The sequence below is a fragment of the Rhizobium sp. NRK18 genome, assembly GCF_024385575.1.
Taxonomy (GTDB): Bacteria; Pseudomonadota; Alphaproteobacteria; order Rhizobiales; family Rhizobiaceae; genus JANFMV01.
In genome coordinates this window covers 230,698-253,193 of sequence record NZ_JANFMV010000004.1, presented here as the reverse complement: position 1 = coordinate 253,193, position 22,496 = coordinate 230,698, and the positions used below count along the sequence as shown (strand labels likewise).

Genomic DNA, 22,496 nt, shown 5'->3' with positions numbered 1-22,496 from the left:
ATTGTAGAATTCAGTAGCCGCGCATCCGGTCCACGAGACCGATGATCTCCTCGCCGGCCAGATGACGCTTGATGTTGTCGATGACGGCACGCGCCGCGGTTTCCGGCTGGGTGACGCTGGCGATATGCGGAGTGAGAATGATCTTCGGATGCGACCAGAGGTCATGACCGGCCGGGAGCGGTTCCGGATCGGTGACATCGATCATCGCCGCGCCGAGACGGCCGCGATCGAGCGCATCGATGAGGGCCGCCTGATCGAGTTGAGGACCCCGGCCGACATGGACGAGCGCCGCGCCCGTCGGCAGCTTTGCAAGAAGATCGGCGTTCAGGAAGCCGCGCGTTTCGTCTGTCAGCGGCAGAAGACAGACGAGGATGTCCGTGGTTGCCAGCATGGCCTCCAGCCCGGCCTCGCCGTGGTGACATGTTACGCCTTCGAGATCGCGCGGACTGCGGCTCCATCCGGCAAGCGGAAATCCGATAGGCTTCAGCCGTTCGAGAACGGCCTGTGCGAGTGTGCCGAGGCCGAGAACGCCGATGCGCCGCCGGTCGGCCTGCATCTGCGCGATCGGCGACCACACGCCTTGCCGCTGCTGCTCAAGATAGGCTGGAATATTGCGATGCAAGGCGAGCGCCGCCAGCAACACGTATTCCTGCATCATCCGTGCGATCCCGTCCTCAACCATGCGGACCAATTTCACATGGTTCGGGATGGAGGCGAGGTCGAACTGATCGACGCCGGCGCCGATCGAAAAGAGAATTTCGAGATTTCGGTAGCGCGATAGATCGGTGGGCGCAGTCCAGGTGATGAGATAGCGCACGGTGTTGGGATTGACGCTTGCGGCGTCCATGGTGAACGCAATATCCGGCAGAGCCTTCGCAAAGGCTTCCGCGAAGATCGCGCCACGCTTGGCATCCGAATTGAAAAGAAACGTCATGGTCCGCTCTCCTCAGGCCGCGCAGCGCGTGCCAAGCGCTTCGATGAAGTGCTGGCAGTCGGCAAGTTCGCTTTCGAGGATGAATTCGTCCGGTTTGTGGGCCCTGTCGATATCGCCGGGGCCGCAAATGATCGCGTCGATCCCCGCCGCCTGGTAGAGACCGGCCTCCGTGCCGTAGCTGACCGCTCCAATCGGGGCCTGGCCTGTCATGTCTTCCAGAAGTTGGGCGAGCGCGCTTTCGGCGGACAATGCAAGCGCCGGATAGGCGCTCACCTCCTCCCATTCCACCTCGAAACCCGCCGCGCGAAGCGCTTCGGCTTTCTCGCGGATCGGTGCGAGCAGGCTGACCGGATTTACGCCGGAGATGGCGCGGGCTTCCAGTTCCAGCGTGCAGAGATCGGGAATGATGTTGATGGCCTTGCCGCCGGCAATCGTCCCGACCTGAAGCGAGGAATAGTGTGGCTGGAAGGTTGCCTCGAAGGGACCGTGGGTCAGCTTTTCGGCCTGTATGATGGCCGCTTCGAGAATGCTTCCCATCGCGTGAATGGCGTTGAGACCGAGGTCCGTCCGCGACGAGTGCCCGGCACGTCCGCGCACCGTGACGCGGGCGGCAGCCTTGCCCTTGTGGGCGAGCACGGCGCGCATGTTGCTGGGTTCGCCGATGATCGCTCCGAGCGGCGGTGCGCAAAGCGTGGGCAGGCGGGCGATCAGGTGCGGCACGCCGCGACAGCCGGCCTCCTCGTCATAGGAAAATGCGAGATGAATCGGACGCTTGAGCCCCGCTTTTGCCAGTTGCGGCGCGGCGGCCAGGGCCGCAGCGAGAAAGCCTTTCATGTCGGTCGTCCCGCGCCCGAAAAGCTTCTCGCCGTCGCGACGCAGACTGAAGGGAGGCGTCGTCCATTCGCCGGCTTCCGCCGGCACGACATCCATATGACCGGAGAGGATATAGCCCGCCCTATCCACCGGGCCGATGGTTGCGAAGAGGTTGCTGCGATCGCCCTCCGGTCCCGCAAACACCGCGACATCGATGCCATGGCCTTGCAGGTAGCTTTGAATCCAGCCGACAATTTCGGCATTTGGCGTGCCGACGACGGACGCAAACGACACCAGCTCTTCCAGAATTTCGGTCGCGTTCATGGATTCCTCGATAAAGGCGCATGCCGCCTGTGAGATTGATTGGCGGCACCTCAGGATGGCTTTTTTCGACAGGATTACATGCTGAACCTGCATGCGTTTCGGACGAATGTTGCGCGCCGACCGGATTTTCGATCAAATTCTGCGGCGGCGTGGTTTTATGCTGTGCGAGCTGTCTCATTTGGTTGCGACAGCTGGTCGTGAACAGTGCGAGGATGGATCGGTGCCCGAGAGCGTGATGCCGAACGAGAAACTTCAGATCGATGCCTTCGCCATGGAGATCGGCGATGTCGCCGATGCCGATCTTGAACAGCTGCATGCGCTGTCGATTTCGGTCGGCTGGCCGCATCGTTCCGAGGATTGGCAATTCCTGCGCGAGGTTGGCAAGGGCGTGGTGGCGACCGACGAAATCGGTCGCATCATGAGCTCGGCCATGTGGTTCAGCCACTCGGCGGAGCTGGCGACCATCGGCATGGTCATCACCTCGCCGCGCCTGCAAACGCAGGGTACCGGGCTCTGGCTGATGGAATATGCGCTGAAGGATATGGGCGGGGTCAATCTTCGCCTCAACGCGACGCGGGCAGCCCAGCGTCTTTACCTGTCGCTCGGCTTCAAGCCGGAAAAGACAGTCTATCAGTGTCAGGGCATTGTGACCCACCCGCCGACCGATCTGCCGCCCTCCGGCGAACTTCGCGCGATAACGGATTCCGATCTGGCGGCGGCGGTGGCGCTGGATGCGGCCGCCTTTGGCGTGGCACGGACGGGACTTCTGGAAAAGCTTTTCCAGTGTTCAAAGGGCTACGGTCTCTTTCGTGACAGCCGTCTAGTGGCCTTCGCGCTTTGTCGCCCTTTCGGTCGGGGACATGTCGTCGGCCCCGTCGTGGCATCGAACGATCAGGACGCCATGTCCGTGGTCGCCCCGAATATCCGGGACCATGAGGGCCAGTTCCTACGCCTCGACACGCATTTCGAAGCGGGGGAATTTGCGCTTCTGGTGGTGCGCAGCGGGCTTGCGGTCTTCGACACGGTGTTGACCATGTCGCTCGGCAAATCGCTCGCGGATTTCACGTCCGACGAGGCGGACGCGCCCGTCACCTATGCGCTGGTCAGCCAGACGCTCGGATAGCGCCATGTAGCCCAATCCTCATCGGGCGATATGAAGTGCGCCCGTCCTTCTTCCAGCAGTCGGCCCGAGCCGGTCGCCGCCTTCAGTCTTTTGCCCTTTGAGCCGCCGCGCTCGAAGGCTGCCATTTTACAGCCCAAGGACATTCCCATGATTGGACGAGAGAACAGCTTCTACATCGATGGCCAATGGCAGGACTTCCCGGATGTCGATCGTTTGCCTGTCGTCGATCCGGCGTCGGAATTGGTGTCGGGCCACGTTGCCGGCGGCAGTGCGCGCCATGTGGATCTGGCCGTTGCCGCTGCCCGCAAGGCATTTCCCGCCTACTCGCAGACGACCGTCTCGGAAAGGATTGCCCTGCTCGGCAGGATGCATGCGCTTGTCAAGGAGCGTGCCGAGCTCTTCGTCGAGGCACTTGTGAAGGAGATGGGGGTGGCGATCAGCTTTGCCCGCGCTTCCCAGGTGCCGTTTGCCGCAGAGCATATCCGCGTGCAGATGGAGGCGTTGGAAAAGTATCGGTTCCTGACCGTCGACGGGACCCGGGCGACCGCCAAGGAACCCATCGGCGTCTGCGCCCTGATCACGCCCTGGAACTGGCCGCTCTACCAGATCACCGCCAAGGTCGCGCCGGCGATAGCCGCGGGGTGCACGATTGTGCTCAAGCCCAGCGAGCTGTCGCCCTATAGCGCGCTCCTGTTTGCTGAGCTGATGCATGACGCTGGAACGCCGCCTGGCGTTTTCAATCTGGTCAATGGCACCGGCGAAAGCGTCGGCGCGGCTCTGTCGAGCCACCCGGAAGTCGACATGATCTCGATTACCGGTTCGACCCGCGCCGGTGTGCTCGTTGCGCAGGCTGCGGCACCGACTGTCAAGCGCGTCGTGCAGGAGCTCGGCGGCAAGTCGCCGAATATTCTGCTCGACGACGCCAATTTTGAAGAGGCGGTCTCAAAAGGCGTGCTGGCGGGCATGCGCAATGTCGGGCAGTCCTGCAGCGCGCCGACCCGGATGCTGGTCCCCGAGGCCCGCCTTGCCGAAGTCGAGCAACTGGCGGGCAACGCCGCTCGGGCGCTGGTTGTCGGCGATCCGCGCGATCCGCAGACGAATATGGGTCCGATCGCCAACCGCGCGCAGTTCGAGCGCGTGCAGACGATGATCCAGGCCGGCATCGATGACGGGGCGAAGCTCGTTTCCGGTGGCCTCGGTCGTCCGAACGGGCTTAACCATGGCTACTATACCCAGCCGACGATCTTCTCCGAGGTGACATCCGACATGCGCATCGCGCGCGAGGAGATCTTCGGCCCCGTTCTGTGCATCATGCCCTACAGGGACGAGGAAGAGGCTGTCGCGATTGCCAACGACACGGAATACGGCCTCGGCGCCCACATTCAGTCCTCCGATCGCGACCGGGCGCGCAAGGTTGCCGCACGCATAAGGGCAGGCCAGGTCCACATCAACTATCCGGCCTGGGACGGCGCCGCCGCCTTCGGTGGCTACAAGCGATCGGGCAACGGGCGCGAATACGGGGTGTATGGCCTTGAGGAATATCTCGAGACCAAATCCATACTCGGGTTTTGACGCCGTCAGCCCTGCAATCAAACAAGATCGACATGAACGGAATGAAGCGGAGATGGAATTGATGGAGCAGACGATGGTCGGGACGATGGCGGCGTCGGAGACGGCAGCAACGCTTGAGACGCTGGAAACACCCTGTCTGGTGCTGGATGCGCAGCGGATGGAGCGAAACATCGCGCGGTTGAGGAGCCGCCTCGACGGGCTCGGCGTTTCGCTGCGCCCGCATCTGAAGACGGCCAAGTCCGCCGAGGTGGCGCGCCGCGTCATGACGACGCCCGAGGGGCCGGCGACCGTCTCCACGCTGAAGGAGGCCGAGCAATTCGCCGCCGCCGGTGTTCGCGACATAATCTATGCGGTCGGGATAACCCCTTCCAAGCTGCCGCGCGTTCTGGAGCTGCGGGCGCGGGGCGTGGATCTCGTGGTCACTCTCGACAATGTCACCCAGGCCCGAGCGGTCGCCGAGGCATCGGTGAAAAGCGGCATGCGCATCCCGGCCATGATCGAGATCGATTGTGACGGCCATCGTTCAGGCGTTGCGCCGGCCAATGAGGCGCTGCTTCTGGAGATCGGACAGGCCCTGGCTGCGGGCGCGGAATTGCGCGGCGTGCTGACCCACGCCGGCGACAGCTACAAGGGTGGTGGTCCGGAAGCGCAAGAGCGTTTCGCCGAAGCCGAGCGGCTGGCCGTTGTCGAGGCCGCACGCTTCCTGCGCGCCTCAGGCCTGCCATGCCCGGTCGTCAGCGTCGGTTCGACGCCGACCGCCCATCATGCGGTAGACCTGTCCGGCGTGACAGAAGTCCGCGCCGGGGTCTTCGTCTTCTTCGATCTGTTCATGGCCGGTGTCGGCATCTGCCAGGTCGACGACATTGCACTCAGCGTCATGGCGACGGTCATCGGCCACCAGCGCGAAAAGGGCTGGATCATCACCGATGGCGGATGGATGTCGCTGTCGCGCGACCGCGGCACAGCCAAGCAGGCTGTCGATCAGGGCTATGGTCTCGTCTGCGACATCGAGGGGAGCCTGTATCCCGATCTGATCGTGTCCGATGCCAATCAGGAACACGGCATCATCGCCGTGCGGCCCGGCTCCACGGGGCAACTGCCTGACCTCGCGGTCGGAGACCGGGTGCGGATCCTCCCGAACCATGCCTGCGCGACGGGTGCCCAGCACGACGCCTATCATGTCGTGCGCGGAAAATCGCATGCCGTCGAGGCTCGCTGGTCGCGCTTCGGAGGCTGGTGATGTCCGGGCATATCGACATAATGACGGATCGGGCGCCGGCCCCGGCAGGCCATTATGTGCAGGCGAAGATGGCCGGTCAGCACCTCTACATTTCCGGCCAACTGCCGATCCGTCCGGATGGCAAGCCGCTCGACAATGACGCGTTCGAGACCCAGGCCGAGCGGGCGATCGACAACATGCTGGCAATTCTGGAAACTGCGGGCGGGACGGTCGCCGATCTGGTCAGGGTGACCGCCTATATTGTCGGTGTCGACAACTGGCCATTGTTCAATCAGGTGTATGCGCGCCGGTTGGGTGACGCGAAGCCTGCGCGCACCGTCGTTCCCGTTCCAGAACTCCATTATGGATACCTGGTCGAAATTGACGCCATTGCCGTTGTCGCGGCATCGTCTTCCGACACGGAATAAAACCCGCGTTCCGGTGAGCCGGGCACTCAGTTGGCGGCGCCGGGGCTTGTCCCGATATCGATGTTCAGCGACGGATACAGGGCGCCGACTGCCGTGGCGTCCGCCCTGAGTTCGGCGATCAACCAGTCTTGCACCTTGCCGACGATCGCGCGCGCCGGCTTGTCACGCAGCCTGACAAGGTGAGATTTCCTTCCCGTGATCATCAGTTGTTCGCGGGCGGGCACCAGCGCCCGGGTCTTCAGCCAGTGGGCGACGACATTGAGCCAGCCGAGCGCCACGCCCTGGCCAAGAAGTGCGGCCTGGACGACGATCGCGTAGTCCGAGAAGATCATCGAATTCAGGGCCTCGCCGTCGGTGGCAGGCATGAACAGCTTTGACCAGTCCGGTTGCGCGTCACTGAGATTGATGGTCGTGTCCGGCACCCGGCTGATGCCGGCACCGGAGCCGGCGTGGCTGTCGATATAGCCGGGGCTGCAGATCGGCAGCAGGATTTCCGGCATCAGGAAGGCCGCCTCGTGCCGGTCGTCCGGTCCATCGACAAACCGCATGCCGAGATCGACGTCGTTGACCGGCCCGGAGAGCGCGCCCATCACCAGCTGGAACCGGAGATCCACTGCCGGGAACTCCTTCTTGAATTCGGCCATGCGCGGCATCATCCAATGGGTCGTGAAACCGGTGGAGACGGAGAGCGAGACCGTCTCGATGCCGGTGCGGCGATCCTCGATCTCGCGCAGTGCGCTCTCGATGCCGGCAAAGCCGCGGGCAATCGCATCGAACAGCAATTGACCGGCCTCGGTCAGCGATACGCCGCCCGGCTGACGAAGAAACAGAGTGGTATCAAGATGTTCCTCGAGGCGCGCCATCATCCGGCTCACCGCTGCCGGTGTGACGTTCAATTCGTCCGCCGCACGGGAGAAACTTCCGCAGCGCGCGGCCGCCTCGAAAGTAAAGAGGCCATTCATGGAGGGAAGGGAACGTCGAAGATATGGCATTACATTATGTAACATGCGCGAGATTTTTTTTCAATTGCGCATCATCATCTTGTTTGGTCTTCTGCCCGTCAACGAAGGCAAGAGACCTTCCGTATTCAAGGGGTAACGTTTTGGACTGAAGGCGTCAGCGACAGAAGTCGCGCTCTGCCGTCGTTCCATCTCCGTTTCTGAAAGACTGAGCTTTCCGGCTTTGGCCTTGTGCCGAAGACGATGAAACTTTGCCGTGGAATCATATGGTTGAACAAATCGACAAGGAACGCGTCGGCGTTTCCATCAGGCAGGCGACGAAGACCTACGGAGGCTTTCGAGCGCTCGACAATGTCAGTCTTGATGTCGCGCCCGGTGAGTTCGTTTCGGTTCTCGGGCCATCCGGCTCCGGCAAGACGACCCTGCTCGGAATCCTCGGCGGCTTCGTGCAGCCGACCTCCGGAGAGATCTGGCTGGGCAATCGTGACATTACATTTGAGCCGCCGCACAAGCGGGAAATCGGTATCGTCTTCCAGAACTATGCGCTGTTCCCGCATATGAGTGTCGGCGAGAACATAACCTTTCCACTGCGGGCGCGCCGCCTGCCGAAATCGACCTGGCCGGAAAAGCTGAAATCCGCGCTCGAAATGGTCGAACTGGCGGGATACGAGAACCGCAAGATCCACGAACTCTCCGGTGGCCAGCGCCAGCGCGTCGCACTTGCCCGTGCAATGATCTTCGAACCCGGGCTGATCCTGATGGACGAGCCGTTGTCGGCCCTCGACAAGCAGCTGCGCGAGACCATGCAGATCGAGCTGAAGCGCCTGCACAAGCGTCTCGGCGCGACGATCGTCTACGTCACGCACGATCAGCGCGAGGCGCTGACGATGAGCGACCGCGTGGCAATTATGAACAAGGGCAAGCTGGAGCAGGTCGATACGCCCGAGCGTCTGCACGACCGTCCCGCCAATGCCTTTGTCGCCGGCTTCATCGGCGAGGCGACCTTGCTGCCGGTCCAACGCGAAAGCGAAGACAGCGTGCGTCTCGACGGTCAGGTGCTCAGGACGGCGCACGGCGTGCCGGGCGGCTCGGCACTGCATCTCGTCGTCCATTCCGAAAAGCTCGTGCAGGCCGACGGCACAGAGCCTGCCGACTGTAACCGGCTTACGGGCACCGTCGCCGAAACGCTTTACCAGGGGGAAAGCGTCCGCGTCTTCGTCAGACTCGATAACGGCCATGAACTGAGTTTCAGGCTGCCCAGCAACCATGCTGGCCGCGCGCAGATGAAATCGCCAGGTGAGGCGATCACGCTGGCGCTCCATCCCGAAGACACCGTCATCGTCCCCGAAGCGGGCTGACGGATTCCGTTCATTGCAGACAACAAGGATGAAAACCATGCAACTCACGCAATTCAAGGTCATGACCTTCGACGTGGTCGGCACTTTGATCGATTTCGAAAGCGGCGTGCTCAACGCGGTCCGCGCGCTGGGCGGCGAAAAGGCCGCCAAGGCGACGGACGACGAAATTTTCGAGCCCTATAAGCGCGGTCGTGACAAGTTCTACGGGCGCTCCTCCTTCGCCATGAAGGACGTCTACCTGTCGCTCGCGGCAGAGACGGGCTTCAAGAGCGACGATGCGACCGCCGACGCCTTCCAGCTCGCCGTTCTGCGCTGGCCGGCTTTCGCTGATTCCGTCGAGGCGCTGGCCCGCCTGCGCAAGAATTTCCGCCTCGTCGCCATGACCAATGCCGACCGGACCGCATTCTCGGCCTATTCCGACACGCTCGGCAATCCGTTCCACGACAGCGTCACCTGCGACGAGACCGGTTGCGCCAAGCCCAATCCGCAGTTCTTCGCCTTCAACAAGGGACGCCAGTCCGCCTTCGGCTTCAAGCAGTCGGAAATCCTGCATGTCGCCCAGAGCCAGCATCACGACATCGGCGTTGCCCGCGAACTCGGCTACACGACCTGCTGGATCGAGCGTCGCCAGGGCCAGCAGGGTTTCGGCGGCACGCCGGAGCCGAAGGTTCTGACCAAGCCCGATTTCCACTTCTCCACGCTCAAGCAGCTGGCCGATGCGGTCGATGCCGAGCTTGCCGCCGGTCCGAAGGCGGTGGCGGCGGCCTGACCGGAAGGGCACAGACCGTCAGCACGAGAACGAGTACGTCCGATGACCGCAAGCAATCCTCCCTATCCCGACATTCAGTCCCTGTGGCAGGAGACGGCGTCCAGCCGTCCGGCCTTTGACCGGCTGTCGGGCGGTCATCGGTTCGACATCGCCATCATCGGCGGCGGCTATACCGGCCTGTCGACGGCCCGCTATCTTGCCCGCCGCGGACTTTCCGCGGTGGTGCTGGAGGCGAACCGGATCGGCTGGGGCGCAAGCGGCCGCAATGGCGGCGTCGTCTCGGGAAAGTTCCGGCTGTCCTTCGCCGAGATCGCCGCGCGCCACGGCATCGACACCGCCCGGCGCATGCACGATCTCGGCATCGAGGCGATCGACCATGTGGGCGAGCTTGTATCGGACTACAGCATTGCGGCCGCGGACTATCAGGCCTCCGGCTCGCTGCGTTGCGCCCACAATCAGGTCTCCCTCGACGGGCTGAAGACGGAAGTCGAGTGGTTGCGCGGAACGCTCGGCGATAACGCCTGCACGATCCTCTCGCCTGCGGAGATGGAAGTCGAGACCGGCTCGCGCGACTTCGTCGGCGGCATGCTCAACACTCATGGCGGTATCATCCATCCGCTGAACTTCGCGCTCGGACTGGCCGCCGGGCTGAAGGCGGAGGGCATCGCCATTCACGAGACGTCGCCGGTGACAGCGATCCGGCGAGACCGGGATGGCGTCGTTCTCGAGCTTCCTGACGGCACGGTGACGGCCCGCCAGGTCGTCATCGCCACCAATTCCTATTCCGATCTCACACCGGCGACGTCAGCCGTCCGCAAATCCATCATTCCGTTCCGTTCGGCGATGATTGCCACAGAGCCGCTGACCGGCACGGCCGGCGAGGGGCTCCTGTCCAAGGGGCGCAGCTACACCGAGACGCGCCGTATGATGCGCTGGTTCCGAAAGGCCGGAGACCGGTTGATGTATGGCGGCCGCGGCGCATTCGGCAAGACCGATTCCGAAAGCGCCTTCGCAGCGCTGCAGACCGCCATGGTCCGGCAGTTTCCGGAGCTTCGATCGGTTTCCGTGACGCATCGCTGGTCCGGTCTGGTGGCGATGACCATGGACAGCATTCCCCATCTCGGCCGCCTTGACGACCGCGTGGTCTACGCCATGGGCTACAACGGCACCGGCGTCGCCATGTCGTCGAACATGGGCCGCCACGTCGCCGCTCTGGTGGCCGGCGAGACACCTGATCTCGGCCTTCTGACCGCGGGTCCTCTGAAACCCGTTCCATTCTATCCCATCAGGGAACCAGCCGTCCGGCTTGTCGCCGGCTGGTACCAGTTCCTGGATGCAATCGGGCGCTAAGACCCGCCAGTCGCATGCCATCAAGGGGCTCGGCCCCGTCAATAATGAGGAGAACGACGCAATGACATACAAGCTTTCCATGATTGCGCTGGCCGCCAGTGCAACAATCTTTTCCGCCGGCATGGCCTCCGCCGAACAGGTCACCTTCGTCTCGCAGGGTGGTGCCTACCAGGAAGCCCAGACCAAGGCCATTCTCGACCCGGTCGCCAAGCTGCTCGGCATCACCGTCAACCAGGACAGCTCGCCGGACGCCTGGCCGGTCATCAAGACCCAGTCCGCTTCCGGCAAGATCATCTGGGACGTTATCGACACGCCCACGAAGGACTGCGTGCGTGGCGGCGAACAGGGCATGATCGAGAAGCTCGACTTTTCCAAGCTGCCGAATGCCGAGAAGATGCCGGCCGAATACAAGACACCGTATTCGGTTGCCTATGAATTCTATTCCAGCGTGCTGGCCTACAACAAGGACAAGTTCGGTGACAATCCGCCGAAAACCTGGGCCGATTTCTGGGATGTGAAGAAATTCCCGGGCACCCGGGCGCTCCGCAACCATCCGCTGGCGACGCTCGAAGCGGCACTGCTTGCCGACGGTGTGCCGGCCGACAAGCTCTACCCGCTCGACGTTGACCGGGCCTTCAAGAAGCTCGAGGAAATCAAGCCCTACATTTCGGTATGGTGGACCTCCGGCGCGCAGTCGGCGCAGTTGCTGGCCGACGGCGAGGCCGACATGGAAATGGCATGGAACGGTCGCGTGTCGGCCATCGTCAAGGAAGGCGCGCCGATCGGCTACTCCTTCAATGAAGGTTTCCTCCAGTATACGTCGCTCTGCATCCTCAAGGGCGCACCGAACCTCGATACCGCCGTCAAGTTCGTCAATGCGGCGCTGACGCCGGACATCCAGGCGAACTTCCCGGCCTATATCGATTACGGTCCGGGTAATCCCGAAGCCTACAAAACCGGCAAGATCTCGCCGGAACGGGCGGCCGAAATGCCGAGTTCGCCGGAGAATGCCGCGCGACAGGTGCTGATTGCCAGCGACTGGTGGAGCTCGCCTGCCGGCGAAGATGCGCAGAAGCGCTGGGCCGATTTCATCCAGCAGTAACCACCGGCGCCCGGAGGGTCTTCGATGACGCAACCGTCTCTAAATCCGTCTGAATTGCACGAGCGGCGCGAGCAGAAACTCATGCTGATCCTGCTGGCGCCGGCCGTTCTTGTCGTCGTCGCGCTGCTGGTCCTGCCGCTTCTGTGGCTGGGTTGGCAGTCGATACGCCAGGACGGTGGCTTCTCGCTCGTCCATTATCAGCGGTTTCTGACGGATGCGGTCTATTGGAAGACCTTCCTGCAAACCTTCCGCATCGCCGCCATCGTCACGCTGATGACGGTGTTGCTCGGCTATCCCGTCGCCTATGTGGCGGCGGGCCTGCCACAGCGCTGGAGTATCCTCGTTCTGGCGATGGTGCTCTTGCCGTTCTGGACCTCCGTGCTGGTGCGCGCCTATGCGTGGCTGATCCTTCTGCAGCGCAACGGCATCGTCAATTCCGCCCTGACCGGTTCAGGCCTGATCGATACGCCGCTGAAGCTGGTCAACAACGAATTCGGCACGGTCATCGCCACGATCCACATTCTTCTGCCCTTCATGGTGTTGCCCCTCTATGCGACGATGAAGAAAATCCCCGGCGAACTGACGCTGGCGGGCGCCAGCCTCGGCGGGACACCGCTGCATGTCTTCATGCGCGTCTTTCTGCCGCTCTCGCTGCCGGGCATGATCGCCGGCATGGTGCTGGTCTTCGTGCTGACTCTCGGCTTCTACATCACGCCGGAACTGCTTGGCGGAGGGCGGACCTACATGGTCTCGATGCTGGTTTCCCGCAACATCGAAGTCTACAACGAGTGGGGCGCCGCCTCGTCGATCAGCGTCGTGCTGATGGTTTGCGTGTTCCTGATCTTCCGCCTGGCGAGCCTGCTTATCCCCTTCGAACGCATCATGGGAACGAGGTGACGCATGAGCTTCCCCAAAATTCTCCTCTACGGCTTCGTGGCCCTCATCCTCGCCTGGCTGATCATCCCAATCCTGATCATCCTGCCGATGTCCTTCTCCGGCGCGCGTTTCCTGGCGTTTCCGCCGCCTTCCTGGTCGTTGCGCTGGTATCAGGAATATCTGACGAGCGCGTCCTGGATGCAGGCGACGCGCGTCAGCCTGACAGTCGCGGTTTGCGCTTCCATCATCGCCACCGTCATCGGCACCGCCGCGGCCTATGCGCTGAACCTCACGCAGTCCCGCCTCGTGAAGAGCATGCAGGCGCTGCTGCTCCTGCCGCTGATCGTGCCGATCGTCATCACCGCGGTGGGTGTCTTCCTCGTCTATGCCCAGGTCGGTCTGCTGGCGACAATGACCGGGCTGATCCTTGCCAATGTCATGCTCGGCCTGCCCTATGTGGTCACCTCCGTGCTCGTCGGCCTGCGCAAATTCGACCATACGCAGGAGATGGTTTCGCGCAGCCTCGGCATGAACCGCTGGCGGACATTCTTCGCCGTCACGCTGCCGCAGATCCGACCGAGCGTGATCTCCGGCCTGCTGTTCGCCTTCATTTCGGCGCTCGACGAGACCGTGGTCTCGCTGTTCATCTCCGGTGGCCAGTATCAGACGCTGACGAAGAAGATGTTCACGGCGCTTCGTGACGAGATCGATCCGACGATTGCGTCGATCAGCTCCATGCTGACGGCCATCTCCTTCATCCTGTTGATGCTGGCGGCGCTGAATGCGCGAACGGCCGAGCGGTCGCGGGGATGACGGACATGATGGTGGACCATCTGATCCTGGGTGGCGGTTCGGCCGGTTGCGTGTTGGCCGCCCGACTTTCCGCCGATCCTAAGCGAACGGTCGTTCTGGTCGAAGCGGGGCGCAATATTTCGGCCGATGACATCCCGGACGAGATTCGCAGCCGGTATCCCGGCAGGGCCTATCTCGACACGCGCAATATCTGGTCGCACCTGACGGCCCTCATGGGCTATTCCCGTTCCAATGTCTCATCCAGATCCTCGCGCCGCTATGAACAGGCCCGGCTCCTCGGCGGAGGTTCCGCGATCAATGCCCTGATGGCCAACCGCGGCGCGCCGGCCGACTATGACGAATGGCAAGCGCTCGGTGCCGGGGGCTGGAGCTGGGATGAGTGCCTGCCCTATTTTCTGAAGATCGAAACGGACCGGGATTTTGACGGGCCGCTGCATGGTCAGGGCGGCCCGCTGACGATCCGCCGCATTTCGGATGACCGGATCTCGCCTTTCGTCGACCGGGTGATGAAGACGCTGGACCGGCGCGGTTATCCGATCCGGGCTGATCAGAACGGTATTTGGGAAGACGGTGCGTTTCGAGGCGCCATTGCCGTCAGCGATCGGGGCGAGCGGCTGCCGACGTCGCTCGCCTATCTCACGCCGGATGTCCGCAAGCGTCCCAATCTGCGCATCATCACGGAGAGCTTTGCCGATCGCATCCTGTTCGACGGCCGTCGCGCCACCGGCGCCGTGATTTCTGGTGGGACAGCCGAGACCATTCTTGCAAACGAGGTGATCGTCTCGGCGGGCGCCATACACACGCCGGCTCTGCTGATGCGCTCCGGCGTTGGGCCCGCCGGCGAACTCGCCTCCGCCGGAATTGAGGTGGTCGCAATGCGCAACGGTGTCGGGCGCAATCTGATGGAGCATCCCTCCATTGCCGTTGCCGCCTACCTGCCGCCGCACATGCGCGTCCGGGACCCCGCAGAGCATCACGAGCAGGCGATCTGGCGCTTTTCTTCGGGGCTGGAGGGAGCGCCTGCCGGCGACATGCATGCCGCAATCCTGTCCCGGTCGGGATGGCACTCCGTCGGCATGCGTCTCGGCAGCCTGTTCTTCTGGGTCAACAAATCCTATTCGCGTGGGTCCGTCCGGCTTTCCCCGTCCGATCCGCACGGCGAGCCCGATGTCGACTTCCGCATGCTCAGCGACGAGCGGGATCTCGTCCGTCTCAAGCTTGCCCTGCGGATGGGTGCCGAAGCGCTGTCCGATCCTCATATGAACGGCCATCGCGGCATCGTCTTTCCGTCCAGCTACTCGCCGCGCGTTGCCAGGGTCGCCGTGCCGGGCCGGTGGAACGCCCTACAGCGTAGTATGCTGTCTGGCCTGCTCGACCTGGCGGGACCGTTCCGCGCGGCGTTGGTGCATTCGGCCATTACCCTCGGCACGACCATGGAAGGGCTGCTCAACGACGATGATGCGTTGACGGAGTTCGTGCGCCGCCATGTCGGCGGTACATGGCATCCTTCGGGAACCTGCCGCATGGGGCACGCTGACGACGATGCGGCGGTGACATCGCCGACCGGGCGTGTCCATGGTGTCGAGGGATTGCGGGTCTGCGATGCTTCGCTGATGCCGTCGATTCCCTGTGCCAACACCAATATTCCGACGATTATGATTGCCGAGCGCGTTGCAGACTTTATTCTGGCGGGCCAATGAAGGGCTTAGCGAACACTATGGACCAGTATCTGAAATTCTACATCGATGGCGCCTGGGTCGAACCGGTTGGCACGTCGCGTCTGCCGGTCATCGATCCGGCGACGGAGCAACCCTTCGCGGAAATCGCCATGGGATCGGCTGCGGATGCCGAACGGGCGATCGCGGCAGCGCGACGTGCCTTCCCAAGCTTTTCGCTAACCTCGCATGCGCAGCGTCTGGCACTCCTCGAGCGGATTCTCGAGATCCTCACCCGTCGCCGTGACGAGCTTGGTGACGTAATCTCCCGGGAGATGGGAGCGCCGCTGCAGATGGCGCGAAACGAGCAGGCCGGCATCGGCATTGCCCATTTTACGCAGACGATCCGCGCCATGCAGGACTTCCCGTTCGAATACATGCAGGGCACGACCCGCATCGTCCACGAACCGATCGGCGTTGTCGGGATGATCACGCCCTGGAACTGGCCGATCAACCAGATCGCCTGCAAGGTGGCGCCGGCGCTCGCCACCGGCTGCACCATGGTGTTGAAGCCTTCCGAGATCGCGCCTGTCAACGCGATCCTGTTTGCCGAAATTCTGCATGAGGCTGGCGTGCCCAGGGGCGTGTTCAACCTCGTCAATGGCGACGGACCGACGGTGGGGGCGGTGCTCGCGAGCCACCCCGACGTCGACATGGTGTCCTTCACAGGTTCGACCCGTGCGGGTATCTCGGTGGCCGAGGCTGCTGCGCCGACGGTCAAGCGCGTGCATCAGGAACTCGGCGGCAAGTCGCCGAATGTCGTGCTCCGGAGCGCCGATCTCGATGCGGCCGTGCGCGCCGGCGTTTCCAGATGCTTCGCCAACTCCGGCCAATCGTGCAATGCGCCGACCCGGCTCTTGGTGCCGGAGGAAAGCATGGACCGCGCGATCGACGTGGCCCGGGAGGCGGCGGACGGTATTCGTGTCGGATCTCCAATGGACGCATCGACCGACATCGGTCCGGTCGTCAGCCAGGTGCAGTTCGACAAGATCCAGACGCTGATCCGCAAGGGCATCGAAGAGGGCGCGACACTGGTCGCCGGTGGCCCGGACCGGCCGGCGCACCTCAACGCCGGCTATTATGTGCGGCCGACAGTCTTCGCCCGCGTCACCAACGACATGACCATTGCTCGCGAGGAGATCTTCGGGCCGGTCCTGTCGATCCTCGGCTATGGCAGCGAGGACGAGGCAGCCGAGATCGCCAACGACACGCCCTATGGCCTCGCCTCCTACATCCAGGGCGAGCCGGAAGAGGCACGCGCCTTCGCCCGGCGGCTCAGAACCGGCATCGTTCGCCTGAACAGCTCTGCCTGGGACGGAGCCGCTCCGTTCGGTGGCTACAAGCAGTCGGGCAATGGCCGCGAATACGGCACGTTCGGCCTGCACGAGTTCACCGAGATCAAGGGCATCGTCGGCTTCGGGGATTGACCTGCCCGGACCGGCGGTCATGTGCGCCGCAGTGCCTTGTTCTGCGACAACCGGATGGATAGTCTCGATGCGCTGCAATGGGGACGCCTGCAGCGGGCTTGCGGTTGGCAGCGAAGGTCAGGTCGCGTCACCCGTGGCCGCGCTCCTACGCTATGTTTGCTGCAGCGAGACCGAGGAGGAGATGACCATGCGCCCTGTAAATCCGCGTCTTCTGAAGGAGGGCCAGGTCTCGGAACTCGTGGTGGCGTCTCGCGATGGGGCATCCATCGAGGTTGTCTACCAGTCGACGGAGCTGATCGAGGCGCCGAACTGGATGCCCGACGGTCAATGGCTGGTCTATAACGGCGACGGCAGGCTCTTTCGCATTTCGCCGGACGGCAAGGTCGGACCATGCCGTATCAACACCGCTCCGATCGAAGACCTGAACAATGATCATCTGGTGTCACCGGATGGGCGGTACTTGTTTGTCAGCGCGAATGACGGGCATCTGTATCGGGTGGATGTGAATGGCGGCGAGCCGCTGAAGATATCCAATGACCACGATCCGGAACGGCACTTCAGGTACTATCTTCACGGCATCTCGCCCGAGGGCGACATGCTGGCCTATGTCGGCCTGGAAATGGAAGCCGGAAGGACCGTCACGAAGATCTGCATGATTCCTTCATCAGGCGGCAACGACAAGGCGCTCACGGACGGGGCCCATCCGGTCGACGGCCCCGAATTCTCGCCCGACGGCGAATGGGTGTACTTCAACTCCGAACATTGTTCTCCCGGACAGGCACAGATTTGCCGGATGAGGCCCGACGGATCGGATGTGCAGCAACTCACCTTCGATGACCGCGTGAACTGGTTCCCGCATCCATCCCCGGACGGCACCCTGATTGCCTACCTTTCATACCCGCCGAGCACGACCGGACATCCGCCGGACCAAGGCATTGTTATCCGAACGATGACCCCCGACGGCCGGAATGTCCGTGACATCGACCGCTTCAACGGAGGACAGGGAACGATCAACGTCGCGTCCTGGTCGCCCGATTCACGCTTCTTCGCCTATGTCCGATATCCTGTGTCGTAAGGCGTGACGTTCGACGCTGCCATCTTTGCCGTGAAGTGCTCGTATCTTCGCCTGATGCCGGGCGTCGGTACGGAGGGCCGGATGCGCTCATGCCGGCCCATATTCAAGCAGGCGGAGTGATGCGCCAAGGATTCACTCTATTCCAAAAAGTTATGATAATTCTTGTTTAAAGCAATTTTACATATGTCTCGCCAGGCGGCAAGTTCCCCTAACTGCTCGAAGGAGGACGACGCTAGTGAACGATTTTCGCCACGTTCGATCGACACAGCCGGCCGATGCACAACGCGCATGCGCCTGTATCGTCCGCCGGGTCCACTTGAGAATTTCAGGCGGCACGGGCAGTTGCCTTCGATTGCCATTTTATGTGGGGCCGGCCTTCTGACCGAACCTATTTCTCAGCCCCCAGTTTCAAAATGCCACGGGGGCTTTATTGAAGACTGTGTCGTCCTGAGGAGAGGCATTCGCAGCTTCAGACATCTCAATGGGAGGAATTCATGAATTTCAAATCCATCTTCGCTGCGTCCGTGCTGGCGACATCCCTGATCGGAGTCCCGGCCATGGCGGAATATCCCGACCGGACGATCGAGAGCATCCTGCCGGCTGGGGCCGGCCCCGCGCTGTCGGTCAGCCAGATCATCGCCGACGCGATGGGCAAGGAGCTTGGGGTGCCGATGACGGTGCTTGCCACTCCCGGCGCCGGCGGCATCAAGGCATTCCAGACGGCGCTCCAAAAGCCTGGCGACGGATATACGATCATCGACGGCTACGTCGCGCCGCTGGTCCTGCAGCCCATTCTCAAGAAGGCGGAATGGAACTTTGACGATTTCATTCCGTTGCATGCCGCCGCTTCGAACGCCTTTGCAATCGGATGGCGTACAGATGAAACGCGCTGGTCGAATTTCGAAGAGATGATGGCCTGGGGCAAGGCCAATCCGGGCAAGCTGCGCTACTCCTCGGGTCAGCGCAACAATCTGCCCCACCTCGTCATGGCGAAGGTCCTGCAATCCTACCAGGTCGTCGCGCAGAACGTTCCTTACAAGTCGCCGCCGGCGGCCAACAACGATGTCAAAAGCGGAATCCTCGATTTCGCCTTCGTCAATGTGGGCAATTACAAGCAGGATCCCGATGCGCTCAAGATCGGGCTCGTCCTGTCGGAGCAAGCCTCAGCCAAGGCGGCCTTTGGTGGAGCGCCGTCCATTGCGGACATCGATGCAGATCTCGGGATCAGCGGGCTTGCGCCGATGGGCTGGGATTGGTGGCTCGTGAAGAAGGATACCCCGCCCGAGCGCGTGGAGACGTTGCGTGCGGCAATGGGCAAGGCGATGAAGGATCCCGATGTGCGCGCCAAGATCGAGCGGATCGGCTTCGTGCCGCTCGACTGGGATCATACCGAGTACGACAAGATCGTTTCAGGCGTGCGTGACCAGCTTTCGACAATGGCCGACGCGATCAAGTGGGAAGAAGATGCGCTGAAGGCGCTGAAATGACCAGCTCGCTTGTTATCGGACGTCGTTTTGCGGAATGGTGTTCCATTGCATTCATGCTTGTCCTGGTGGCTCTGGTCTTCGAGCAGATTCACGACGTACTGGGGCCGGCGGGCATGGCGGAAGGGGGGCCGTATGACAATGCGGCCGCCTATCCTCGCGGTGTGGCGCTGGTGCTTCTGGGGCTCGTGGCGTTGCAGGTCATCGTCCAGTTTGTCGCGCGCAGACCTGAGAATGAGGATGGATTAAGGCTGCATCAGCTCACTCGCCCTGCCGTGGTCATCGCGCTGTTCGGCCTTTATCTGGCGCTCCTTGGAGTTCTCGGCTTTCACCTTGCTTCTGCGCCAATGCTGTTTGCGATTATGGTCGCCTGCGGCTCACGACAGTGGTGGCAGATGATCGTGTTCAGTCTTGCGATCTCCTTTGGCATGGCCTGGTTCTTCGAAAGCCAGCTCGACGTCGTGCTGCCGGGCGGCATCTTCAATCTCAATATTCCCTGGTGAACTGATGTTTGACATGCTTTTACAAGGGGCGGGGCTGGTTGCGAGCCTTTCGACGCTGGCCCTGGTCGGTGCCGGTCTCATCATTGGCCTGCTCGTCGGCGCCTTGCCGGGGCTGGGGCCGCTGATGGGGATCATCCTGTTGCTGCCCTATGCGATTACGTTTCCCCCTGTCCAGGCGATGGGCTTCCTGATCGCCATCTATGTCGGCGGCTCGTGCGGCGGGGCAATCTCCGCGATCCTGTTGCGGATACCGGGAACGCCTCTCGCGGCGGCGACGCTGTTCGACGGCTATCCGATGGCGCAGAATGGACGCGCCGCCGATGCCATCGGCATTGCCATCTCCGCGTCCGCACTCGGAGGCGCCTTCGGTGGCCTGATCCTGATCTTGTTCTCTCCCTCGCTTGCCGCCTTCGCAGCAGGCTTCGGGCCGCCCGAATATGCCCTGCTTGCGATCACCGGACTGACGGCAATCGCGGCGGTATCGGACCAGTCCATGCTCAAGGGATTGATTGCCGGAACGGCGGGGCTGCTGCTGGCAACGGCCGGTACCGACGAATTCACCGCCGCGGAACGCTTCACATTTGGCCTCTTCGAGCTCTCCGACGGCTTCAACATCGTCGCGATCGTGGTCGGGCTCTTCGCCATCTCGGAAATGAGCAATTTGCTGACCGGCGACGACTTGCTTGAACGACCGAATCTCGCCATTGCCCGACCCGGCTTTCGCACTGTCATGCTGGTGTTGACGCGCTGGCCGAACCTGTTGCGGTCCTCCACGATCGGAGCCTGCGTTGGCGCCTTGCCGGGGGCGGGGGGCGTGATCTCGTCCTTTACAGCCTATGCTGTCGCCAAGACGTTCGCCAAGAGCGAAGAGCGTTATGGGGAAGGGGCGGAAGGTGGCATCGTCGCCTCGGAGAGCGCCAACAATGCCACGGCAGGTGGCGCACTGGTGCCCACCCTTGCGCTCGGAATTCCCGGCGATGCGGCCACCGCCGTGCTGATCGGGGTGCTGTTGATCCTCGGCATCTTTCCGGGCCCCACTTTGTTTGCCCAGCACTCGGATATCGTCGGCGGGATATTCCTGGTCTACATGCTTGCGAATATCGCTCTGTTCGTCGTCGGCATTCTCATGACGCCGCTGTTCGTCTACGTGCTGCGCCTGCGCAAGGTGGTCCTGATCCCCACGGTCCTGCTGATGTGTGCCATCGGCACCTATGCGGTCGGCAGCTCGGTCTTCGATCTGTGGGTAATGTTTGCCTTCGGCCTTGTCGGGTTGGTGTTGCGGGCTGGCGGCTATCCGCTGGCGCCCATGGTCATCGGGGTGATCCTTGGGCCGCTTCTTGAAAACAACGTCCGGCGCACGCTGCTTCTGTCGCATGACGGGTTGCGCATCTTCGTCGAGCGTCCCGTCTCGGCCACCTTGTTGTTCATCAACGTGGCCCTGCTGCTCTGCGTGGCCTTCTTCACCCTGCGCCGTCTTTTTGCGGAACGACAGTCGGCGCTGGTGGAGGAAAAGGCATAGGCGGGCGGGGACCCAGTGAACCCATGCCTCTGTGGCGAACGGCTCTCAGATGTCAGTAGGTTGTGCGCTGGTGATCCGACGCAATTCCTCGTTCATCGCCTGAACGGCCGGGATGCCTTGCGAGCTTTCACGCATGTATATGCCGGCTGCCGATCGTCCCAGGGAAGGAGAGACAGGCAGCACGCGCAGGCCCTCGTGGCCGACGACGGTTCGAATTTGAAGCGGAACCTGCATTGCGAGGTTCGAATGCCTGATGAGATGCAGTCCGGCGGTAAAGGATGTTGTTTGCGCAGCGAAACGCGGGACGCCAAGCTGGTGCTGCGAGAAATAGCGCGTCAGTAGCTCGCGGCTGCCGGGGACCTGGCTGTAGCCGACCCAATCCATGTGCATGAGATCGGATGGCAACAGGACATCCTTGCCGGCGCAGGGCAGGTCTTCTGCGACAGCCACCGCCTGCTCGACCTCGAGCAACGGGATGACATGGAGAAGATATTCCGAAGCCAGCGGCTCGACCGTGCCAAGCACGAGATCGAGTTCTCCCGCCACCAGCATGGGCAGCGTTTCGCCGTTGTTGCGCGCGACGAGATCGAGCCTGAGCGTCGGGAAACGTCTGCGAACCGCCGAAAAGGCCTGGGCGACATAGCGGAGATGAAAAAGCGGTCCGGCCCCAACCCGCAGGGTCTCCATGCCGGCATTCTCGAGAATTCCGATTTCCTCGCTCGCCTGGCGGTATTCCTGTTCGATGCGACTGGCATGCCGCAGGTAGATTCTTCCCGCTGCGGTTAGTTCCATACCGCGTGGTTTGCGGTCGAACAGGTTCACGCCGAGGCGTTCTTCCAAGGTCACAAGCCGCTTGGTCAGCGCAGGTTGCGTGATGTTGAGACGCTGCGCGGCCAAGGTGAGGTTGCCCAGCCTGGCGACGGTCATGAACGCTACGAGTTGCCGATCCATAGGCATTCCAAAAAGTTATGAAAATCGCGATCTAAAGCAATTTTACATATACCTTACCGGGTGACAAGGTCCGCCTGCAGATATCAGGGAGGACGACGCGTGCGCACGGAGTTTGCAAAAATCGACTTGTTTCAATGGTCGCCGTTGGGAGGCCAGGCGGTTCATCGGGAAATCAGATTTAT

Annotated in this window: 20 protein-coding genes; 16 read left to right on the top strand and 4 right to left on the bottom strand. The window is 62.4% G+C overall.

Annotated elements, in window-relative coordinates:
• Positions 1-10: 10 nt before the first annotated feature.
• Positions 11-934 (bottom strand): 2-hydroxyacid dehydrogenase, encoded by a 924-nt coding sequence (locus tag NN662_RS20410; RefSeq protein ID WP_261932256.1) that lies wholly within the window; start codon positions 932-934, stop codon positions 11-13.
• A gap of 12 nt (positions 935-946) precedes the next feature.
• Positions 947-2,071, bottom strand: coding sequence for an acetylornithine deacetylase (argE, locus tag NN662_RS20405; protein WP_261932255.1), 1,125 nt, complete (start codon positions 2,069-2,071; stop codon positions 947-949).
• Between the two features lie 235 nt (positions 2,072-2,306).
• Here argE and NN662_RS20400 point away from each other — a divergent pair, with 235 nt between their 5' ends.
• The 4 genes from NN662_RS20400 to NN662_RS20385 all read left to right on the top strand — a co-directional run bounded on the left by NN662_RS20400 (position 2,307) and on the right by NN662_RS20385 (position 6,413).
• Complete coding sequence (locus NN662_RS20400; RefSeq protein ID WP_261932350.1) at positions 2,307-3,194, top strand: GNAT family N-acetyltransferase; 888 nt, start codon at positions 2,307-2,309, stop codon at positions 3,192-3,194.
• 147 nt (positions 3,195-3,341) lie between these two features.
• Positions 3,342-4,766: an aldehyde dehydrogenase family protein gene (locus NN662_RS20395; RefSeq protein WP_261932254.1), complete on the top strand. Its 1,425-nt coding sequence runs from the start codon at positions 3,342-3,344 to the stop codon at positions 4,764-4,766.
• Positions 4,767-4,827: 61 nt separating this feature from the next.
• Positions 4,828-6,006, top strand: a complete 1,179-nt coding sequence (locus NN662_RS20390) for a DSD1 family PLP-dependent enzyme (RefSeq protein WP_261932253.1) — start codon at positions 4,828-4,830, stop codon at positions 6,004-6,006.
• Positions 6,006-6,413, top strand: a complete 408-nt coding sequence (locus tag NN662_RS20385) for a RidA family protein (protein WP_261932252.1) — start codon at positions 6,006-6,008, stop codon at positions 6,411-6,413. The genes NN662_RS20390 and NN662_RS20385 overlap by 1 nt, the downstream gene beginning before the upstream one ends.
• A 26-nt stretch (positions 6,414-6,439) precedes the next feature.
• Here the strand turns inward: NN662_RS20385 and NN662_RS20380 are convergent, their stop codons facing one another.
• A complete protein-coding gene (locus NN662_RS20380; RefSeq protein WP_261932251.1) occupies positions 6,440-7,405 on the bottom strand; it encodes a LysR family transcriptional regulator in 966 nt (321 codons plus the stop codon).
• A 233-nt stretch (positions 7,406-7,638) separates the two neighbouring features.
• On the opposite strand from NN662_RS20380, the gene NN662_RS20375 reads away from it, so the two are divergent.
• From NN662_RS20375 to NN662_RS20320, 12 genes are all read left to right on the top strand, one after another.
• A complete protein-coding gene (locus NN662_RS20375) occupies positions 7,639-8,730 on the top strand; it encodes an ABC transporter ATP-binding protein (RefSeq protein ID WP_261932250.1) in 1,092 nt (363 codons plus the stop codon).
• Positions 8,731-8,767: 37 nt separating this feature from the next.
• On the top strand, positions 8,768-9,499 hold the full coding sequence (locus tag NN662_RS20370; RefSeq protein WP_261932249.1) for an HAD-IA family hydrolase: 732 nt from the start codon (positions 8,768-8,770) through the stop codon (positions 9,497-9,499).
• A 42-nt stretch (positions 9,500-9,541) separates the two neighbouring features.
• The gene (locus NN662_RS20365; protein ID WP_261932248.1) at positions 9,542-10,849 is read left to right on the top strand and encodes an NAD(P)/FAD-dependent oxidoreductase; all 1,308 of its coding nucleotides are present in this window, start codon (positions 9,542-9,544) and stop codon (positions 10,847-10,849) included.
• A 61-nt stretch (positions 10,850-10,910) separates the two neighbouring features.
• Positions 10,911-11,951, top strand: a complete 1,041-nt coding sequence (locus NN662_RS20360; protein ID WP_261932247.1) for an ABC transporter substrate-binding protein — start codon at positions 10,911-10,913, stop codon at positions 11,949-11,951.
• 24 nt (positions 11,952-11,975) lie between these two features.
• Positions 11,976-12,848 carry an ABC transporter permease gene (locus NN662_RS20355; RefSeq protein WP_261932246.1) on the top strand — a complete coding sequence of 291 codons (873 nt, stop codon included), beginning with the start codon at positions 11,976-11,978 and terminating at the stop codon, positions 12,846-12,848.
• 3 nt (positions 12,849-12,851) lie between these two features.
• A complete protein-coding gene (locus NN662_RS20350) occupies positions 12,852-13,640 on the top strand; it encodes an ABC transporter permease (RefSeq protein WP_261932245.1) in 789 nt (262 codons plus the stop codon).
• A gap of 5 nt (positions 13,641-13,645) precedes the next feature.
• Positions 13,646-15,340: a GMC family oxidoreductase gene (locus NN662_RS20345; protein WP_261932244.1), complete on the top strand. Its 1,695-nt coding sequence runs from the start codon at positions 13,646-13,648 to the stop codon at positions 15,338-15,340.
• Between the two features lie 17 nt (positions 15,341-15,357).
• Positions 15,358-16,782 (top strand): aldehyde dehydrogenase family protein, encoded by a 1,425-nt coding sequence (locus tag NN662_RS20340; RefSeq protein WP_261932349.1) that lies wholly within the window; start codon positions 15,358-15,360, stop codon positions 16,780-16,782.
• A 19-nt stretch (positions 16,783-16,801) separates the two neighbouring features.
• Positions 16,802-17,857: a TolB family protein gene (locus NN662_RS20335; RefSeq protein ID WP_261932243.1), complete on the top strand. Its 1,056-nt coding sequence runs from the start codon at positions 16,802-16,804 to the stop codon at positions 17,855-17,857.
• Positions 17,858-18,351: 494 nt separating this feature from the next.
• Positions 18,352-19,344 (top strand): Bug family tripartite tricarboxylate transporter substrate binding protein, encoded by a 993-nt coding sequence (locus NN662_RS20330; protein ID WP_261932242.1) that lies wholly within the window; start codon positions 18,352-18,354, stop codon positions 19,342-19,344.
• The gene (locus NN662_RS20325; protein WP_261932241.1) at positions 19,341-19,844 is read left to right on the top strand and encodes a tripartite tricarboxylate transporter TctB family protein; all 504 of its coding nucleotides are present in this window, start codon (positions 19,341-19,343) and stop codon (positions 19,842-19,844) included. The genes NN662_RS20330 and NN662_RS20325 overlap by 4 nt, the downstream gene beginning before the upstream one ends.
• Before the next feature lie 4 nt (positions 19,845-19,848).
• Positions 19,849-21,363 carry a tripartite tricarboxylate transporter permease gene (locus NN662_RS20320; protein ID WP_261932240.1) on the top strand — a complete coding sequence of 505 codons (1,515 nt, stop codon included), beginning with the start codon at positions 19,849-19,851 and terminating at the stop codon, positions 21,361-21,363.
• A gap of 45 nt (positions 21,364-21,408) precedes the next feature.
• Here NN662_RS20320 and NN662_RS20315 read toward each other — a convergent pair whose 3' ends face one another.
• Entirely contained in the window at positions 21,409-22,314 is a 906-nt protein-coding gene (locus tag NN662_RS20315; RefSeq protein ID WP_261932239.1) for a LysR family transcriptional regulator, read from the bottom strand.
• Positions 22,315-22,496 lie beyond the last annotated feature (182 nt).

Excerpts from the sequence above, each read along its gene's own strand:
- NN662_RS20410 (WP_261932256.1), bottom strand. The coding sequence starts at position 934 with ATGACGTTTCTTTTCAATTCGGATGCCAAGCGTGGCGCGATCTTCGCG.
- argE (WP_261932255.1), bottom strand. The coding sequence starts at position 2,071 with ATGAACGCGACCGAAATTCTGGAAGAGCTGGTGTCGTTTGCGTCCGTC.
- NN662_RS20400 (WP_261932350.1), top strand. The coding sequence starts at position 2,307 with ATGCCGAACGAGAAACTTCAGATCGATGCCTTCGCCATGGAGATCGGC.
- NN662_RS20395 (WP_261932254.1), top strand. The coding sequence starts at position 3,342 with ATGATTGGACGAGAGAACAGCTTCTACATCGATGGCCAATGGCAGGAC.
- NN662_RS20390 (WP_261932253.1), top strand. The coding sequence starts at position 4,828 with ATGGAGCAGACGATGGTCGGGACGATGGCGGCGTCGGAGACGGCAGCA.
- NN662_RS20385 (WP_261932252.1), top strand. The coding sequence starts at position 6,006 with ATGTCCGGGCATATCGACATAATGACGGATCGGGCGCCGGCCCCGGCA.
- NN662_RS20380 (WP_261932251.1), bottom strand. The coding sequence starts at position 7,405 with ATGCCATATCTTCGACGTTCCCTTCCCTCCATGAATGGCCTCTTTACT.
- NN662_RS20375 (WP_261932250.1), top strand. The coding sequence starts at position 7,639 with ATGGTTGAACAAATCGACAAGGAACGCGTCGGCGTTTCCATCAGGCAG.
- NN662_RS20370 (WP_261932249.1), top strand. The coding sequence starts at position 8,768 with ATGCAACTCACGCAATTCAAGGTCATGACCTTCGACGTGGTCGGCACT.
- NN662_RS20365 (WP_261932248.1), top strand. The coding sequence starts at position 9,542 with ATGACCGCAAGCAATCCTCCCTATCCCGACATTCAGTCCCTGTGGCAG.
- NN662_RS20360 (WP_261932247.1), top strand. The coding sequence starts at position 10,911 with ATGACATACAAGCTTTCCATGATTGCGCTGGCCGCCAGTGCAACAATC.
- NN662_RS20355 (WP_261932246.1), top strand. The coding sequence starts at position 11,976 with ATGACGCAACCGTCTCTAAATCCGTCTGAATTGCACGAGCGGCGCGAG.
- NN662_RS20350 (WP_261932245.1), top strand. The coding sequence starts at position 12,852 with ATGAGCTTCCCCAAAATTCTCCTCTACGGCTTCGTGGCCCTCATCCTC.
- NN662_RS20345 (WP_261932244.1), top strand. The coding sequence starts at position 13,646 with ATGATGGTGGACCATCTGATCCTGGGTGGCGGTTCGGCCGGTTGCGTG.
- NN662_RS20340 (WP_261932349.1), top strand. The coding sequence starts at position 15,358 with ATGGACCAGTATCTGAAATTCTACATCGATGGCGCCTGGGTCGAACCG.
- NN662_RS20335 (WP_261932243.1), top strand. The coding sequence starts at position 16,802 with ATGTGCGCCGCAGTGCCTTGTTCTGCGACAACCGGATGGATAGTCTCG.
- NN662_RS20330 (WP_261932242.1), top strand. The coding sequence starts at position 18,352 with ATGAATTTCAAATCCATCTTCGCTGCGTCCGTGCTGGCGACATCCCTG.
- NN662_RS20325 (WP_261932241.1), top strand. The coding sequence starts at position 19,341 with ATGACCAGCTCGCTTGTTATCGGACGTCGTTTTGCGGAATGGTGTTCC.
- NN662_RS20320 (WP_261932240.1), top strand. The coding sequence starts at position 19,849 with ATGTTTGACATGCTTTTACAAGGGGCGGGGCTGGTTGCGAGCCTTTCG.
- NN662_RS20315 (WP_261932239.1), bottom strand. The coding sequence starts at position 22,314 with ATGGATCGGCAACTCGTAGCGTTCATGACCGTCGCCAGGCTGGGCAAC.